Genomic DNA, 16,889 nt, shown 5'->3' with positions numbered 1-16,889 from the left:
ACGTTTCAGCCTGAATGCTGTATTATATCCTTAAATACTTAAACGACGCTTATGATCCGCCCGGCCTCGGCGTTATCGAGTTTATCACCTTCAGGGCAAGCGCTGCTGCCGTAACGGCACTTCTTATCTGTCTCGTTTTCGGCCCCTGGTTCATCAGGTACCTCAAAGGACGCATTATCGAGCCTGTAAAAGAGGAAGCGCCGCCGGAACACAGGAAAAAGAAGGACATTCCGACCATGGGCGGCCTGCTCATCATCATCGCTATCGAGATATCGGTCTTTCTGTGGGCGCGTTTCGACGATCCGCACGTATGGCTGATCATGCTTGCGGTTTTCTGGATGGGAGCCATAGGTTTTCTTGACGATTACATGAAGGCAGTGCTCAAGGTTAAGGGGGGGCTCTCTCCGAGGTACAAGCTCATCGGGCAGATAGCTCTCGGTCTTTTCATCGGTTTTTATACATGGTTCGATCCGGCATTTTCGGTGCTGCGTTCGACCACGACTGTGCCGTTCTTTAAAAATCTCACGATCGATTACGGCATTTTCTATATTCCTGTGGTGATTTTCATCATCACGGCGGTCTCCAACGCCGTGAATCTTACCGACGGTCTCGACGGTCTTGCCTCTGGAAGTTCGGCTATCGTGGTTTTCGCGCTCGGCGGTTTCGCCTATCTTGCCGGCAATGCCGTCTATGCATCGTATCTGAAGATTCCCTTTATTCCCGGCGGCGGTGAAATTGCCGTTGTGAGTATGGCCATAGTTATGGCCTGCGTAGGATTTCTCTGGTTCAATTCGAATCCTGCTGAGGTGTTCATGGGCGACACGGGATCGCTTGCTCTCGGAAGCGCCATTGCAGTTATTGCGCTGCTGATCAAACAGGAACTGCTTCTTCCTGTGCTGGCTGGAATATTCTTTATCGAAACCCTGTCGGTTTCCCTGCAGGTGCTGTACTTCAAATATACGAAAATGCGTTTCGGTCAGGGACGCAGGATTTTTCTCATGGCCCCGCTGCATCATCATTTCCAGTTGAAGGGCTGGCCCGAACAGAAAATAGTTATCCGGTTCTGGATTATCACCGTTCTGTTCTTTCTTGCAAGTCTCATGACATTGAAACTCAGGTAGCATCAGCGCACTATGGAGGTAAACGGAAAAAAAATATCGGTTATCGGCGCAAAAAGGAGCGGCATGGCTGCGGCCGGGCTGCTTTCTGTAAAAGGAGCCAGCGTTTACGTGAGCGAACTCGGGCAGTTGTCCGACGACGAAAAATCGCTTTTGTCAGGACTCGGAGTCGAGTATGAAGACAGAGGACATACCGAGCGTCTCTGCGATGCCGATCTTGCAGTCGTAAGTCCGGGAATTCCTCGCGAGTCGGACGTGGTCCGCATGGTGCTCGATAAAGGAATTCCTCTTTTCAGCGAGATCGAAGCGGCCTCATGGTTCTGCAGGGCGAGAATGGCCGGCATTACCGGTACCGACGGAAAAACCACTACTGCGACGCTCCTGTACCGAATCGCCGAAGCCGAAGGAAATGCGCGGGGATACCGGGCCGTCAGCGCCGGAAATATCGGGGTGCCATTCTCCTCTGTCGTCACGTCACTCGCACCGGATGATCTTGCCGTCATCGAGCTGAGCAGCTACCAGCTTGAAGGGTGCGTGAGTTTTCATCCAGCCGTATCGGTCATCACCAATATAACTCCCGACCATCTTGACCGGTATCATGGAGACATACGGGAGTATGCCGAGGCGAAATACAGGATCTGCCGTCAGCAGAAGGCGCCGGATGCCCTTTGCTACAATATCGACGACCCGCTGCTCAGGGAGCATTTCGGCAAAGGAGACGGCGCATATCCCTTCCGGCTCATCCCCTTCGGTATAGGCGCGGATGCAGTCCGGTACGCTTCCGAAGAAGGGTTTTCTTTCGACGAAGGCATGATTCTGCACTGGCAAGGAGGCGTATCATATCCGGTCGTCGCCGGCGACGAGTTTCTTAAAAGCAGTTTCCGGGGCAGGCACAATATATACAACGCGCTGGCGGCAACCGCCGCAGCTCTATCCCTTGGTATAGACAGGGATGCCGTCCGGACGGCGTTATCCGGATTTACCGGGGTCGAGCACCGGCAGGAGCTCGTACGTTCCCTCGATGGAGTCGACTGGATCAACGATTCGAAGGCAACCAATGTCAATGCGTTGCTTCAGGCGCTCAACGCGGTACCCGGCAGGCTTGTGCTGATAGCGGGAGGACGGGACAAGGGCAACGACTATTCCATACTTGCCGATGTCGTACGCAGCAAGGTTGCGGCCATAATTGCCATCGGCGAGTCGAAAGAAAAAATATGCCGGGCATTTGAAGGTGTCACGCAGACGCTTCCGGCCGAAACGCTTGAAGAGGCGGTCGAACTGGCAGACAAAGCCGCAGGCCGCGGCGATACGGTACTTTTTTCTCCCGGATGCGCAAGCTTTGATATGTTTTCGAACTTCGAGGAGCGAGGAAGGCTTTTCAAGCATATTATACAAGGGCTTACATCATGACTGTCGGCGTCGGACCGGCCGGTTCCCCAACTATCGACCGGCCTTACAGGGGGAATACCTCCGGGGAGGTCATAGCCGGCAAGCTGATGCTGCTGATCGTTTCCCTGCTTATCTGCATCGGAATCGTGATCGTCTACAGCAGTGGCGCCGGATGGGCGGAAAACAAGTACTCCAGTTCGGAATACTTTCTCTGGCGGCAACTCTTCTTTTCCGTTATCGGTATATTCACTATCGTGTTCTTTGCCCGGATCGATTATCATATATTCTATAAAGTCAGCAAGCTTTTTCTTTTTTTCAGCATTTTTCTGCTCTCCCTCCTGCTGGTACTGAAGGTTGTAGGCGTCATATCCGGTGCCGCCCGGTGGATCGGGTACGGGCCTTTGAAGTTTCAGGTGTCCGATGTTGCAAAATATGCGCTGATTTTTCATTTCTCCCGTCTGATAAGCGAAAAGCAGGCATATATCAAGGATCTGCATAACACCTATCTGCCGCTTGTCGTTATCCTGATTACGGTTGTTTTTCTTATCGCGCTCGAGCCGAACTTCAGCACGGCTTCGCTTATCGCCCTGATCGGGTTCATCATGATGTTCATTGGGGGGGTCAACATCCGCTATCTTCTTGCGACTGCCGGTCTGATTATTCCCGTCGGAGCTGTTTATGCCATGATAGCGCCTTACCGGATGGCAAGGCTGGTTTCTTTTTTCAGCGGGGACGAGAAAGGGATGAGTTACCAGGTGCTCCAGGCACTTATCGGGCTCGGTAACGGAGGGCTTTTCGGACTTGGCATCGGAGCCAGCAAACAGCGGGAGCTCTACCTGCCGCTCTCCTACAACGATTTCGTCTTTGTCGTTATAGGCGAGGAGTACGGGTTTATAGGCGCACTGTTCGTGCTTTTTCTTTTTTCGGCATTTCTCGGCTGCGGACTTGTTATCGCAAAGCATGCGCCGGATAATTTCGGGAAGTACGTCGCAACAGGCATCACCATCGCAATCGTGCTTTTCGCCTTCGTCAACATCGCCGTTGCAACGCATCTGCTTCCGACTACAGGCGTGGCATTGCCGTTTATAAGTTACGGCGGGACGGCGCTGGTATTCAATTCGCTCGGAGTCGGCATTCTGATCAGCATATCGAGATCCAGGAAGCGGAGGCGGGAATCTGAATCAGGCACGGAAAAACCGGAAGGAGGGCTTTCTTGAATATTCTTTTCGCAGGCGGAGGTACCGGCGGCCATCTCTACCCTGCTGTCGCCATGGCAAGCGAGTTGCTGAAAATAGTGCCGGAAGCATCGGTATCGTTTGCTGGGACGAAAAACGGCATCGAGGCGACAGAGGTGCCGCGTCTCGGTTACAGGCTGCACCTGCTTCCGGTCAGGGGACTGAAGCGGGGCGGATCGCTTCAGGCGCTTTTGAGCAATGTCGCGGTGCTTGCGGATTTCGCCGCCGCGCTCTTTTCTGCCGCATCGATCATAGCAAGGGAAAAGCCGGACGTCGTCGTCGGTACCGGCGGGTTTGTGAGCGCTCCCGTGCTTCTTGCCGCCCAGCTTCTGGGGCGCAGAACGCTGATACAGGAACAGAACGCGTTTCCCGGCGTGACTACGAAACTGCTTTCTCTGCTTGCCCGCGAAGTGCATCTTTCGTTTACCGAGGCAGGAGCTTATATCAGGAGAAAAAAGGGGGTTTTCGTTACGGGAAACCCGGCCCGTTCATTTCCCCCTGTAAGCAGGGAGGATGCCCTCAGGCGTTTCGGCCTCATGGAGCCGCTGCCGACTCTTCTTGTTTTCGGCGGCAGCCGCGGGGCCCGGTCCATCAACAATGCCATGCTCCAATGGTTCGGGGAGTTCACTTCGGGCGCCAATCTTGTCTGGCAGACGGGCTCTCTGGACTATGAGCGCATCAGTCGACAGGTCAAACCTTCCGGGAGACTCTGGATCGGTCCCTATATAGAACATATGGGCGATGCTTATGCGGTTTCCGATCTTGTCGTGTGCAGGGCCGGAGCATCGACTATCGCCGAGCTGACCAATATGGGGAAGCCCTCGGTGCTTGTACCCTACCCCCATGCTACCGGAGACCATCAGCGATTCAACGCAAAAGCGCTTGTAGGTACCGGTGCCGCAATGCTTATCGACGACAGCCGGCTTGATACTCCGGGAGCCAGGCAGATTGTGCTGGATCTTCTCCATGATTCCGGGCGGCTCGCCTCCATGACGGCTTCCTGCAACTCGCTTGCGCATCCCGATGCGGCAAGGCAGCTTGCAGGGCGCATTATTCAACTTGCAAAACAGTAACCGGATTGTAACATGGAACTCGGAAAAACCCGAAGGGTGCATATTGTTGGAATTGGCGGTGCCGGTATGAGCGCGATTGCTGAACTGCTTCTCAAATCAGGTTTCAGCGTCAGCGGTTCGGATCTGCAGACCGGAGAGGTAACCGACAAGCTTGCCGAGCACGGCGCGGTTGTCTATCATGGGCACAGCTCAGAGCATATCGAAAACGCCGACGTGGTAGTATTCTCTTCGGCGGTCAGGATAAGTGATAATGCGGAAATAACCGCTGCTGAAAAAGCCGGCATTCCAGTCATCAAGCGGGATGAGATGCTTGGAGAACTGATGCGATACAAGTCGGGTATATGCATTTCAGGTACCCATGGCAAAACCACCACGACGGCTATGGTCGCCACCATGCTGATCGAGTCGGGCGAGTCGCCTACCGTCATGATCGGAGGAGTTTCAGACTATCTGAAAGGAAGTACGGTTGTCGGCGACGGAAAGTATATGGTCATAGAGGCCGATGAATACGACAGGGCGTTCCTCAAACTTACTCCTACTATTGCCGTCGTCAACAGCCTTGAATCGGAGCATATGGATACCTATGGCTCGCTCGACGAACTGAAGAACGCCTTTGTGGCCTTTGCCGACAAGGTGCCGTTTTACGGCAGGGTGATCTGCTGTGCAGACTGGCCTGAAATCAGACGGATCATCCCGAGGCTCAACCGGCGAGTGACTACGTTCGGAATCGATGAGCCTGCTGATGTTATGGCGACGGACATTCAGCTGGAGCGGAACCATTCCTCGTTCATCGTAAGGGCTTTCGGAAGCCGTTACGAGGGGGTGAAGCTGCAGGTTCCGGGTCGGCACAACGTACTCAACGCGCTTGCGGCATTTTCAACCGGCCTCGAACTCGACATCGCACCGGAAAAACTTATTGCCGGCCTTGGAATGTACAGCGGCATGAGAAGGCGTTTCCAGATAAAATACGAGGACGTAAAAGGACTTATGATCGTCGACGATTACGCGCACCATCCCTCCGAAGTCAAGGCGGCCGTTAAAGCCGCCCGCAGCGGATGGAAGGATTCTCGGATCGTTGCGGTTTTTCAGCCCCATCTCTATTCGAGAACGCAGGAGTTTGCCGACGAATACGGTTGGGCTCTTTCCCATGCGGATGCGATTTATATCGCCGATATCTATCCCTCCCGCGAAAAGGCGGAAGATTTTCCCGGAGTGAACGGTGAGATGGTGGCAGCAGCAGTAAGGAAAGCCGGAGGGAGGCAGGCCGTGTTTATCGGGGGAAAGGACGATCTTTACGTCGCGCTCGGGGAGTGCTGCAATGAGGACACAATGCTCCTTTTCATGGGAGCGGGAGACATTACCCATATGGCGACCAGACTTGCCCGCGAGCTTGGCAGCAGGTGAACGGGATATTTTCCTTTTATTTGTATTTCGGCTGAAACGTCAGACTCTTTCAGGCTGTTGTGTTGGTTGTGGTATACCCGCCTTGATCAGATTACCGAATTGAGCCATGCAGATCTCTGATTCCGAACATAACGAGGACTCTAAGGTTCCGGATAGTTCTTCCGTTTCCTCCGGAAGCGAAGGTAACGCCGGTCGGCTTCCGGGGGACAGCGGCGGGAACTGGAAAGCGGTGCTTGTCATTCTCCTGCTTGTATTTGCCGCTCTTGCCGGTCTCGCCTTCTATGCGTCCAACTGGAAGCAGGAGGTAGCCGTAAGGGAAATTGTCATAGAAGGAGCGGACATCGTTCCTCGAAATGAGCTTTCTGAAGTACTGAACGGCTACCTCGGAAAGAATCTTCAGAATCTCGATACCGGGGCGATCGAATCGAAACTTCTCGCTGTTTCTTATGTCAGGAGGGTTTCAATTGCCCGAGAATTGAACGGAATCATCAGGGTGAAAGTTACGGAGAGGGAGCCTCTGGCGCGGACGGTTTACCGCAACAGAAACATGATTATCGATACCGAAGGCGTTCTCCTGCCGGAAACACCTCGGGTCTCCTCCCGTTTCGGCACTCTGATCGGCGTGTTTGGTATCGGACGTACGGTGAAGGGCAGAAACGCGCCTGAGCGACTTGCCGAAAGGGACAGTGCGGTAGTCATGAGCCTTGCCGAAGCTCTGCGGGAATCTGACTATGCGAGGCTTCTGATCCGGGAAATCCATCTTCAGCCGGACGGTCTGACGTTCTGCCGGGCTGCCGGTTCATCCGCCAGGTTTGTTGTCGGCAGTGACGGGAACTTTAAGGAAAAGTTGAAAAAATTCGAGATATTCTGGCAAAAGGTAGTATCGAAGAAAGGTACGGACGCGTTCGAGTCTGTCGATCTGAGGTTCAGGGACAGGATATTTACGTTGGATACTCTTGCCAGACAGATGCGGCAGGATGTTGTCCTGTGACAATCATGCAAGTATAGACGATCATGCTGAAAAGCAATATAGCAGTGGGACTTGATATCGGAACGACCAAGGTTTGCGTTGTCGTTGCTGAAAAGGACGAGATTGGAAAGCTCAACGTTCTCGGTAAAGGGCGCTCAAATTCGGAGGGCCTGCAGCGGGCGACGGTCGTCAATATCAACAAGACTGTCGATGCCATCAAGGCGGCCGTAGCTGATGCTGAACGGGAGTCCTCGATACGGATCAGAGGGGTTAATGTCGGTATTTCGGGAGCGCATGTGAACTGCATCCACAGCAATTCCGAAATCAGCGTCAACCAGACCGGCATAGTCAACGAGTCGGATGTTCGCCGTTTTCTTGAAAAAGCCAAAACCAACATCAAGTATCTCGATATCGATCACGAAATCATCCATGTGATCCCGCAGGAGTTCATCGTCGATGATCAGGAAGGAGTGCTCGATCCTATCGGCATGGCGGGAACCACCATGCGCGGCAGCGCCTATATTGTGGTGGGGCTTCGCACGAAGATCCGCAACATCAAGCAGTGCATTGAAAAAGCCGGTCTTGAAGTCGGCGCCCTGACCTTCGAGCCTGTCGCCTCAGGTATCGCGGTGATGAAAGAGAGCGAAAAAAAGAGTGGCGTCGTGGTTGTCGATATCGGTGGAGGCACAACCGAGGTGGCCATCTATATCGATGGCGCGATCAGGTACTCCGAAGTCATCAAGGTTGCGGCAAACGATGTTACGCACGATGTCGCGCATGGGGTCAAGGCTCTTCACGAAGTTGCCGAAGAGCTGAAAATCCGGCATGGAAACGCATACAGCAAGTTGCTCGGAGAGGATGAAACCATTCTCATTCCGGGTATCGAGGGCCGTCCGCAGAAGTCGTTCCCGAAAAGTTCTCTGACCATGATCATCGAGGCCAGGATGATCGAGATCTTCGAACTGGTGCGGGATTCCATCAAACGGTCGGGATATTATGAATTTCTCAACGCCGGAGCGATCATCACCGGCGGAGGCGCCCTCATGCCGGGTACGGAGGAGCTTGCGAGGGATGTGCTCGGGCTCGATGTCCGTATCGGGTATCCTGAAGGGGTGTCGGGAGGCATAAAAGGTTCGGTCAACAATCCCATGTACGCAACGGTCATGGGGCTTGTCGCGCACTCGCTCCAGAACACGCTTTTCGAAGAATCCGAAGCCGTGCACGTCATTCAGGGCACACCTGCAGCCGGCACAATATCCGAAGCGGAAGAGCCTCTGCACGATTCCGAGACGGCGCCGGATTCGTCGCAGTCCAATTCGTCGGGAGCCAAGATCGTCGACCGGCTGAAAAAATTCTGGAGCGAACTATAACCGGCGCCGCTTGAGGCGCATGAATGAATAATCAGGAACGAAAACATGGCATTTGAACTGGACCCGGGACTGTTCGAGGGCGATCAGGGAAAAGGGGTTACCATCAGGATTGTAGGCGTCGGCGGTTGCGGCGGCAACGCGGTAAACAACATGATTGACCGGAAAATCAGCGGAGCCGAGTATATCGTTTTCAATACCGACCGGCAGGCGCTTCTGAATTCGAAGGCGCCGATACGGGTGCAGATAGGCAAGAAAGCCACAAGCGGACTTGGCGCTGGAGCCGATCCGTCCAAAGGCAGGCAGGCTGCCGAGGACGACAGGGATATCATAGCTGCGCAGTTGAAAGGCGCCGATCTTGTGTTTATTGCCGCAGGAATGGGCAAAGGCACGGGAACGGGCGCGGCGCCGGTTATTGCCTCAATTGCCAGAAACATGGGCATTCTTACCATAGGGGTCGTGACCCGGCCATTCAATTTCGAAGGCCAGGTCAAAGCGCGCATCGCCGACGGAGGAATCAACGAACTTCGCAAATTCATAGATACCCTGATAGTAGTCGAGAACGAAAAGATTCTCAGCATCGCCGAAGACGGCATCAGTGCAACCGAAGCATTCAATATGGCCAACGACGTGCTGTACCGTGCGGCCAAGGGGATCTCCGATATCATTACAAGACATGGCCATGTCAACGTGGATTTCGCCGATGTCAAAAGCATCATGTCCGGAGCCGGGGATGCCGTAATGGGTTCCGCTGCCGCAGCCGGAGAGCGGAGGGCGCTTAAGGCGGCCTCGGATGCGCTCAACAGCCCCTTGCTCGACGGAGTTTCGGTCAGGGGAGCAAAAGGGGTGCTTGTCAATATCACCGGTGAGGTAACCATGCGGGATATGACCGACGCAATGAACTTCATCGAAGAACAGGTCGGCAGCGAGGCTAAAATCATCAACGGATACGTCGATGAGCTGCAGATTTCCGGAGAGATCCGGGTTACGGTCATCGTTACCGGATTCAGGCGAAAAGATTCCCCTGGATCTGCCGGAACTGAGAAGGAACAGCAGGCTCCGAAGTATACAGAGCAGCGCCATGGGCATTTTCCTCATACAGCCGTAAGGTCGGTGGTGACCGGTCTGCCCGAAAGGCAGGAAGAGGACCTGCGGATTCCGACCTATGTCAGACGCCAGATATCCATTCACGATCCTCTTGAGGTCGGAAACAAAACGCGCGCGGAACAGAATACAGAAAACGGAGGCCATTTCTCCCGGAGTATCGAAGAACAGGAAGACCAGATACAGAAGGGATCGACGGATCTTCCGGCTTATCTTCGCAGGAAAAACAACGGCAGCTGACAGCTGCGCTTCATCGTAAAAGGAGTACACATTATGGGAAACCGGATGCTTTCAGTAGAGGAGGCGGTTTCAATTATTCGTTCGGGAGACAGGGTTTTTCTTCATACGGCGGCGGCTACCCCGCAACGCCTGATAGAAGCCATGGTCGGCCGTGCCGGGGATTTGAGGGGCGTCGAAATCGTGAGCCTCCATACAGAGGGTGACGCTCCATATGTAAGACCTGAATACAGGGATAGTTTCAGGCTGAATGCCTTTTTCGTCGGAAAAAACGTCCGTAATGCGGTTCAGCAGGGCGATGCCGATGCCATGCCGATATTCCTCAGCGATGTCCCCTCGATGTTTCATAACAGGATTCTTCCTCTTGATGTCGCGCTTGTTCACGTCTCGCCTCCCGACCGTCACGGATACTGCTCTCTGGGAGTATCTGTCGATGCTTCGCTTGCCGCGGTGCACAATGCCCGCCACGTTATTGCGCAGGTCAATCCGCTCATGCCGAGAACGCACGGCGAAGGCCTGCTCCATATCAGCAAGATTCATGCGATGGTCGCAGTGGAAGATCCTCTTCCCGAAACGCCGAGGCATGAACTGACGGGAGCCGAACAAAGCATCGGGCGCCATATCGCTTCGATCGTAGAGGATGGCGCCACGCTGCAGATGGGCATAGGGGCTATTCCCGACGCAACGCTTGCGGCGCTCGGTTCTCATCGTGACCTTGGTATTCACACCGAAATGTTTTCTGACGGCGTTGTCGAACTCATCGAAAAAGGTGTTATTACCGGCAGGAAAAAGAAGACTCACAAAGAGATCGTGGTCGCCAGCTTCCTTGTAGGCACCCGGCGGCTGTATGATTTCGTCGATGACAACCCGCTTGTTGAAATGCTTCCTTCCGACTATGTCAACGACACGAAGGAGATCCGCAAAAATCCGAAAGTCACGGCGATCAACAGCGCTCTGGAGATCGATATGAGCGGTCAGGTCTGCGCTGATTCGATAGGACAGCGCTTTTTTTCCGGCGTAGGCGGCCAGATGGATTTCATCAGGGGCGCAGCGCTTTCCGAAGGCGGTAAGCCGATCATAGCTCTGCCCTCCACCACGAGAAAAGGGGCTTCCCGGATTGTGCCTCATCTCAAACCCGGAGCAGGGGTCGTAACAACGAGAGCCCATGTCCATTACGTCGTTACAGAATACGGCATCGTGAACCTGCATGGCAAGAACCTGCGCCAGCGAGCCGAAGCGTTAGCCTCCATAGCCCATCCCGACTTCCGGGAGGAAATCTGTCGCAGCGCCCGCGATTTGTACGGACAGAAGAGCAGCTGCGAGGTGTGAGGGTCGAAGATTCGACAACAACAAGAGAAGGCTGCCCGGGGGCAGCCTTCTCTTGTTTACCGGATGGGGCTCGCTCGGCTTATGCGGGCTTGACGGCCTCGCAGAGAAGGTGGTCGTATTTCCTGACGATGCGCACGTCGCTGAAACCGATTTTCTCGAGGATGTCCCTGTAAGCATTCTGCGGTTTGAATCCGAGCACGGAGAACGGCATTCCTGCACCGAGAATATAGTGGCTCAGATAATCGAAATTCGGATTTTCCGGGTCGTCGATGATCATGTCGAGAATGAGCACTTTGCCGCCGGCAGGAAGCGCGTCATATGCTTTCCGGCACATCATGCCGGTGAGCTGTTCATTTGCCGAATAGAGAATTCTGCAGAACATGACGGCGTCGGCCTGGGGATAGTTCTCCCTGTATATATCGACCGCGGCGCCTCTGAGGCGGTCGCCCACCCCTTTTTCGGCGGCATTTTCATTGACAAGCTCGATTGCGCCGGGCAGGTTGAGGATCGTTGATTGCAGGTTCGTGAATTTCTGCAGGAGCGCTGCAGAAATATCGCCGATACCACCGCCGACGTCCACGATCGTTTTTACACCGGACAGGTCGGCCTCTTCGAGCAGAAGCTTGATGGCAAAATGGGCATTGCTGCGGTGGATCTCTTCGAAATACCAGTTATCCTCACGAGTTACCGGCGGATAGGGAACTTCTCCCTTGAAATCGAGCTGCCCTTTCACCGCGTCGGCCAATCTGAAATAAAATGCATCGGAAAGGTGTGCCATGGCTTTTGCCACAGGAATCATATAAAGGTTCGGCTGATCTGCATCGGGCACGAACATCGCTTGCGCGAACGGCGTGAGGCTCCAGTAGCCGTTATCTTCGCAGGTGACTCCCATCTGCCTGAGCGCTTCGAGCAGCATGCCGAGTCTTGGCGGAACCGAACCGGTTGCGGTTGCGAGGGTTTCCGTGTCTTTCGCCCCATCACCAAGCTGAGTAAAGAGGTCAAGTTCAAGAGCTGCCTTGAAACAGCCGAATTCCACAAGCCCTTTGAAAATAATGTCGTTTGCCCTGTGGTTTTGTTTCAGTAACTCGATGTCGTTCATGTACGGATGAGGCTAAAGAGTTTAAGAAAATGAATGGTACGGAGAAGCCGAAGCCTATTTTGTCCCGAAAACTAATTTAGCCTAAATAGGCTTATGAAACAACTGCAAGGAGTCTGTACAATGTGTTATTATCAAGTGATGCATCATATCACCCATGTCTGCAGAAACCATAAACGGGAGAGGAGGCGGTATGCTTTCGAGTCTATCTAAACTCACGCCTGAGCAGATCGGCGAAATCCGCAAACTTGAAGAGGATCTCGGTAAAACCATTCTGTCGTTCTCCAACTACGACGTGATAGCCGCAGGGCTTTCGACAGAAGAGCTTGCGCGTGTTCGCGAGCTTGAGACGCGTATAGGGACGGTGCTTATCGCCCTTGATTCTGCCGGTTCCTGCCGGTCGTGACGCCGATGATGCTTGCCATCCTGCCGGTTATGCCCGCGTCGCGCCGATAGGAGTAGAAAAGTCCCGCATCGGCCGAAGAGCAGAATGCGGAACATTCGATCCTCGATTGGGGAATTCCTGCGTCGAGCAGTTGCCTGCGATTGGCGCCGGCCAGATCGAGATTGAACTTTCCGGTCTGCCGAAGGGAAGGTGCGAGATGCTCGGAATTGAAAGCGTCGGCAACTGCGGCATCGACCTCGTAAGCGGACTGTGCGATTCCCGTGCCGATCCAGGCAAGCAGATTTTCCGGGGCCGTTCCGAACTGCTTCTGCATGAACAGAACAGTTTTAGTGACAATTCCTCCGGCAGCGCCTTTCCATCCGGAGTGAATTGCCGCTACGGCCATGGTTTGCGTGTCGCAGAGCAGTACGGGGTAGCAATCGGCGGTAAAAATGCACAGGAAGATATCTTTTTCATTCGTGACAAGCGCGTCATATCCCGAAAAGAAGCCTGGAGAGATGGCGTGCAGGATCTCTGTGCCGTGAACCTGGTCGGAGCTCGCAAGCTGTTCTGGTTTTATGCCGAGAAGCCCACAGAGCTTCAGGGTGTTTTCTTTGATATTCGCCGGGCTGTCCGCGGTATTTCTTCCGAGATTAAGTCCGTCGAAAGGCACCGGACTTATGCCCCCCCTGCGGGTGGTTTGCAGGGCCACGAGGTTTTCGATATCGGCGAACAATTCCGGAACGACGTACTCTATCCTTGACATGCTGGGTTCGTGTTTCATAGAATGGCAATAAAGCGTTATAATGCCATGCGGGAGACTGCTGCATGTATGAAAATAGTTTTTTTCATGAATGAGGCAGGATTCAGGAGATTTATTTGTGATGTTGAGCGCAATATCGGTATATGAGATGCGGCGTAAAACGGGAACCCCCATGAAAAAACATCCGGAGGATGAGCGCTATCAGAATCAGTTCGGGAGCTCGCTCAGGGCGCTTTCTGATTATCTGGGACTTGGAATCCAGATTGCCGCGGGATTCGTTTTTTTTGTCTTTGCAGGTTACTGGGCGGATGGGCAGTTCGGTACATCTCCTTTTCTGCTGATCGCAGGAGTTTTCATGGGAATGGCCGGGATGGTTCTTGTGCTTATGAAAACGCTGAAGATAGCGAACCGAAAAAAACAAGGATAGGACGTATTTATTACTTAATAACATGAGAGATAAGCCGCCATGAAACCTTTATTTGATTTTCTGATAAAGTTATGTATCTTGACCGTCATTTTATGGGGGGTAATTATCTGGGGGGTCGCTCCGGGTACAATCGACCTTAAGTCGGTTTTCATTGCGTGGGTGATGATATTCGTGAACACCCTTTCAGGATATCTTCTTTTTGAGTACGCGTTCGAAAGGGATTCGTCGTCGTTCAACAAGGTTGTCTTCGGGGGATTGACTGTTCGCCTGCTTGTGATGATGCTGCTCGTCGGAGTTATTCTTGTCGGAAATTATGTGTCTGATTACGACTTCGTTTTGTCTTTTTTTGCATTCTACTGCATCTATGTCATAGTCGAGATACTTGGATATCAAAAGAAAAACAAACAGAAAAAGAATATTGCATGAAACCGGTAATCGTTAAAGAGGCCAGAGCGTTTCTCAAAGTACTTGCGCTAACCATACCGCTTCTGATGAATGCCGGTAACACAGTGTTAGCCTCGCCCGGCGAAGCCCCGATGCACGGAGCGCCTGCTGTGGCTGAAGCTGCTGCAGCCCATGGAGAGGGCGATGCGCACGGGGAGCAAGGTGGGTACAGCGACAAGCCCGGCGACGTTATCATGCACCATATCCTCGACAGCAACGTTTATGCTTTTGAGCCTTTCGGCGAAGTTCACCTGCCGAAAATCGTGGTAGGCGGTTTTGACATTTCGATTACGAAGCATGTGGTTATAATGTGGATTGCCGCAGCCATCGTCCTGCTTGTATTCGGTTCCGTCGGCGGAGCCTACAGGAAGATGACGGCGAAAAATGCCCCGAAAGGCCTTGCCAATGCGATGGAGGCTCTGGTCGATTTTATAAGGCTCGATGTCGCAAAGTCGAATATCGGTCCCGGATTCGAAAAATTTCTGCCCTATCTTCTTACGGTATTCTTTTTCATTCTGCTCTGTAATCTCCTCGGCCTGGTGCCATATGGAGCGACGCCGACCGGTAATATCAATGTAACGCTTACCCTTGCGGTATTCACCTTTTTCATTACCCAGACGGCAGCGCTTAAAGCACATGGCGTCAAGGGGTACCTTGCGCACCTTACTGCGGGAACCCACTGGTCACTCTGGATCATCATGATTCCAATCGAAATCATCGGGCTCTTTACCAAGCCGTTCGCTCTTACCGTCCGACTTTTTGCAAATATGACCGCCGGCCATATCGTTATTCTCAGCCTCATATTCATCAGTTTCATCCTGAAAAGCTACATTGTGGCTGTTGCCGTATCGGTTCCGTTTTCTATATTCATCTACCTGCTTGAAATCTTTGTTGCGTTTCTCCAGGCGTTTATTTTTACCATGCTTTCCGCGCTGTTCATCGGTCTTGCAACCGTTCATGAAGGCCATGACGAGCATGAGGCCGGAGTCGCTCATCACTGAGACGCGGCGACGCTCCGGAAGCGCTTGATGCAGGGCGTTTCCATGAGCGACAGGTTTTTACACTGCTCATAATTTTCTTTTTGTAACATTCAATAATTAATCGGAGGTAATTACACGATGGAAGGTTTAGGATACTTGGGTGCCGGTCTCGGCGCAGGTCTTGCCGTTATCGGCGCAGGTCTTGGTATCGGTAACATTGCAGCAGCCGCAGCAGAGGGCACAGCCCGCCAGCCGGAAGCTACTTCGGAGATTCGTACGACAATGATTATCGCAGCCGCGCTTATCGAAGGTGTCGCGCTGTTCGGCGAGGTTATCTGCGTTCTGCTTGCCCTTAAATAAGCAGAGCCTGTCTCAACGCTTTAATCAGAACATATCCCGATTGCGGCCGGCCCTGCCAGGCCGCAATCGGATTTTATCAACCCGTTAAAGGAACAGTGTTCATGCTAACGTCGGGAGTCATACTTCTCAGTGGTGGTCTTTTGAGCCCTAACCCGGGGCTTATCTTCTGGACCGCGGTAACATTTGTCCTCGTACTGCTCATTCTGAAAAAACTGGCCTGGGGACCTATCATCAACGCGCTGGAAGAAAGGGAAAAAGGAATTCAGTCCGCCATCGATCGCGCGCACAATGCAAAGGATGAAGCTGAGTCAATACTTCGCAAAAACAGGGAAATGCTTGCAAAAGCCGATGCCGAAGCGGAAAAGATCATCCGTGAAGGCAAGGAGTTCGGAGAAAAGCTTCGTGCAGAAATGACTGAAAAAGCTCAGGCCGAAGCAAAAAAAATGATCACTGCGGCGAAAGAAGAGATTGAACAGGAAAAACACCGCGCACTTGATGTTCTGAGAAACGAGGTGGCGGATCTTGCTGTAATGGGCGCCGAAAAAATCATCAAATCCAGCCTCGATGCCGACACGCAGAAGAAAATCGTGGAAAGCATGATTCAGGATCTCGCATCAAAACGTAATTGAAAATTCCTTAGGACATGTCAAGTGTAATTGCAAGCAGACGCTACGCATCGGCGCTCCTTTCCGCGGCTGAAGAAGGCAGGTTTCTCGATCAGGCCACTGAGGCGCTTGGCGCCATCAAGGAGACGCTCGATCACTCTCGCGATCTCGTTCATGTACTTCGCAGTCCGCTTATCAACGGCGACAAGAAATCGCATATTCTCGAAGCAGTGTTCAAGGATATCGCCGACGATAGACTGATGATTTTTCTTAAACTGCTTGCCAGGAAAAAGCGTGCCGGCCTTCTTCCGGAAATCATTACCGAATTCCGGACGCTCCTTGATGAAAGGAATGGGGTAATCAATATTGACGTCAGCAGTGCGGTAAAACTCAGCGAAGAACAATCCAAAGATCTCGTCAATCAGCTTTCGATGTTTACCGGCAAGAAAGTCCGTGCAAAGATGACTCTCAGAGAGGAATTGCTTGGCGGCGTTACGATAAAGATCGGCGACACCATTCTTGACGGCAGCGTGAAGCACCAGCTTCAGTTGCTGAGGCAATCCCTGAGTTCCGGAAAAATATAGTCATGATATACCGATAAAA

18 protein-coding genes are annotated in these 16,889 nt (G+C 52.9%); 16 read left to right on the top strand and 2 right to left on the bottom strand.

Going from position 1 to position 16,889, the window contains the following annotated elements; translation table 11 throughout:
* The first annotated feature begins 14 nt into the window (after positions 1 to 14).
* The 9 genes from mraY (at position 15) to K4305_RS01055 (ending at position 11,226) form a co-directional block, all read left to right on the top strand.
* The gene (mraY, locus tag K4305_RS01095) at positions 15 to 1,121 is read left to right on the top strand and encodes a phospho-N-acetylmuramoyl-pentapeptide-transferase (RefSeq protein WP_331560471.1); all 1,107 of its coding nucleotides are present in this window, start codon (positions 15 to 17) and stop codon (positions 1,119 to 1,121) included.
* Between the two features lie 12 nt (positions 1,122 to 1,133).
* Positions 1,134 to 2,528 (top strand): UDP-N-acetylmuramoyl-L-alanine--D-glutamate ligase, encoded by a 1,395-nt coding sequence (gene murD / locus K4305_RS01090; protein WP_331560470.1) that lies wholly within the window; start codon positions 1,134 to 1,136, stop codon positions 2,526 to 2,528.
* The gene (locus K4305_RS01085) at positions 2,525 to 3,724 is read left to right on the top strand and encodes an FtsW/RodA/SpoVE family cell cycle protein (protein WP_442880401.1); all 1,200 of its coding nucleotides are present in this window, start codon (positions 2,525 to 2,527) and stop codon (positions 3,722 to 3,724) included. Before murD ends, K4305_RS01085 begins: the two co-directional genes overlap by 4 nt.
* On the top strand, positions 3,721 to 4,815 hold the full coding sequence (gene murG / locus K4305_RS01080) for an undecaprenyldiphospho-muramoylpentapeptide beta-N-acetylglucosaminyltransferase (RefSeq protein WP_331560469.1): 1,095 nt from the start codon (positions 3,721 to 3,723) through the stop codon (positions 4,813 to 4,815). The genes K4305_RS01085 and murG overlap by 4 nt, the downstream gene beginning before the upstream one ends.
* A 12-nt stretch (positions 4,816 to 4,827) precedes the next feature.
* A complete protein-coding gene (gene murC, locus K4305_RS01075; protein ID WP_331560468.1) occupies positions 4,828 to 6,219 on the top strand; it encodes a UDP-N-acetylmuramate--L-alanine ligase in 1,392 nt (463 codons plus the stop codon).
* 106 nt (positions 6,220 to 6,325) lie between these two features.
* Positions 6,326 to 7,210: a cell division protein FtsQ/DivIB gene (locus K4305_RS01070; RefSeq protein ID WP_331560467.1), complete on the top strand. Its 885-nt coding sequence runs from the start codon at positions 6,326 to 6,328 to the stop codon at positions 7,208 to 7,210.
* 23 nt (positions 7,211 to 7,233) lie between these two features.
* On the top strand, positions 7,234 to 8,559 hold the full coding sequence (ftsA, locus tag K4305_RS01065; RefSeq protein ID WP_331560466.1) for a cell division protein FtsA: 1,326 nt from the start codon (positions 7,234 to 7,236) through the stop codon (positions 8,557 to 8,559).
* 45 nt (positions 8,560 to 8,604) lie between these two features.
* Positions 8,605 to 9,900: a cell division protein FtsZ gene (gene ftsZ / locus K4305_RS01060; RefSeq protein WP_331560465.1), complete on the top strand. Its 1,296-nt coding sequence runs from the start codon at positions 8,605 to 8,607 to the stop codon at positions 9,898 to 9,900.
* Between the two features lie 33 nt (positions 9,901 to 9,933).
* Positions 9,934 to 11,226: an acetyl-CoA hydrolase/transferase family protein gene (locus K4305_RS01055; RefSeq protein ID WP_331560464.1), complete on the top strand. Its 1,293-nt coding sequence runs from the start codon at positions 9,934 to 9,936 to the stop codon at positions 11,224 to 11,226.
* A gap of 79 nt (positions 11,227 to 11,305) precedes the next feature.
* On the opposite strand, the gene bchU is transcribed toward K4305_RS01055, so the two are convergent.
* Positions 11,306 to 12,325, bottom strand: a complete 1,020-nt coding sequence (bchU, locus tag K4305_RS01050; protein ID WP_331560463.1) for a bacteriochlorophyllide d C-20 methyltransferase BchU — start codon at positions 12,323 to 12,325, stop codon at positions 11,306 to 11,308.
* A gap of 154 nt (positions 12,326 to 12,479) precedes the next feature.
* Here bchU and K4305_RS01045 point away from each other — a divergent pair, with 154 nt between their 5' ends.
* Positions 12,480 to 12,728, top strand: coding sequence for a hypothetical protein (locus K4305_RS01045; RefSeq protein WP_331560462.1), 249 nt, complete (start codon positions 12,480 to 12,482; stop codon positions 12,726 to 12,728).
* Here the strand turns inward: K4305_RS01045 and pgeF are convergent.
* Complete coding sequence (gene pgeF, locus K4305_RS01040) at positions 12,691 to 13,473, bottom strand: peptidoglycan editing factor PgeF (RefSeq protein WP_331560461.1); 783 nt, start codon at positions 13,471 to 13,473, stop codon at positions 12,691 to 12,693. The genes K4305_RS01045 and pgeF overlap by 38 nt on opposite strands.
* A 169-nt stretch (positions 13,474 to 13,642) precedes the next feature.
* Here pgeF and K4305_RS01035 point away from each other — a divergent pair, with 169 nt between their 5' ends.
* From K4305_RS01035 to atpH, 6 genes are all read left to right on the top strand, one after another.
* Positions 13,643 to 13,897, top strand: coding sequence for an AtpZ/AtpI family protein (locus tag K4305_RS01035; protein ID WP_331560460.1), 255 nt, complete (start codon positions 13,643 to 13,645; stop codon positions 13,895 to 13,897).
* A gap of 39 nt (positions 13,898 to 13,936) precedes the next feature.
* On the top strand, positions 13,937 to 14,323 hold the full coding sequence (locus tag K4305_RS01030) for a hypothetical protein (protein WP_331560459.1): 387 nt from the start codon (positions 13,937 to 13,939) through the stop codon (positions 14,321 to 14,323).
* A complete protein-coding gene (locus K4305_RS01025) occupies positions 14,320 to 15,342 on the top strand; it encodes a F0F1 ATP synthase subunit A (RefSeq protein ID WP_331560458.1) in 1,023 nt (340 codons plus the stop codon). The genes K4305_RS01030 and K4305_RS01025 overlap by 4 nt, the downstream gene beginning before the upstream one ends.
* A gap of 117 nt (positions 15,343 to 15,459) precedes the next feature.
* Entirely contained in the window at positions 15,460 to 15,681 is a 222-nt protein-coding gene (gene atpE / locus K4305_RS01020; protein WP_292002558.1) for an ATP synthase F0 subunit C, read from the top strand.
* Positions 15,682 to 15,782: 101 nt separating this feature from the next.
* The gene (locus tag K4305_RS01015) at positions 15,783 to 16,310 is read left to right on the top strand and encodes a F0F1 ATP synthase subunit B (RefSeq protein WP_331560580.1); all 528 of its coding nucleotides are present in this window, start codon (positions 15,783 to 15,785) and stop codon (positions 16,308 to 16,310) included.
* A 14-nt stretch (positions 16,311 to 16,324) separates the two neighbouring features.
* Entirely contained in the window at positions 16,325 to 16,870 is a 546-nt protein-coding gene (gene atpH, locus K4305_RS01010) for an ATP synthase F1 subunit delta (RefSeq protein ID WP_331560457.1), read from the top strand.
* The last annotated feature ends 19 nt before the right edge of the window (positions 16,871 to 16,889 follow it).

This window comes from Chlorobium sp., assembly GCF_036528655.1.
In the GTDB taxonomy this organism is placed as follows: Bacteria; Bacteroidota; Chlorobiia; order Chlorobiales; family Chlorobiaceae; genus Chlorobium.
The sequence above is the reverse complement of the archived record's forward strand: the minus strand, read 5'-3'. Positions and strand labels throughout refer to the sequence as shown.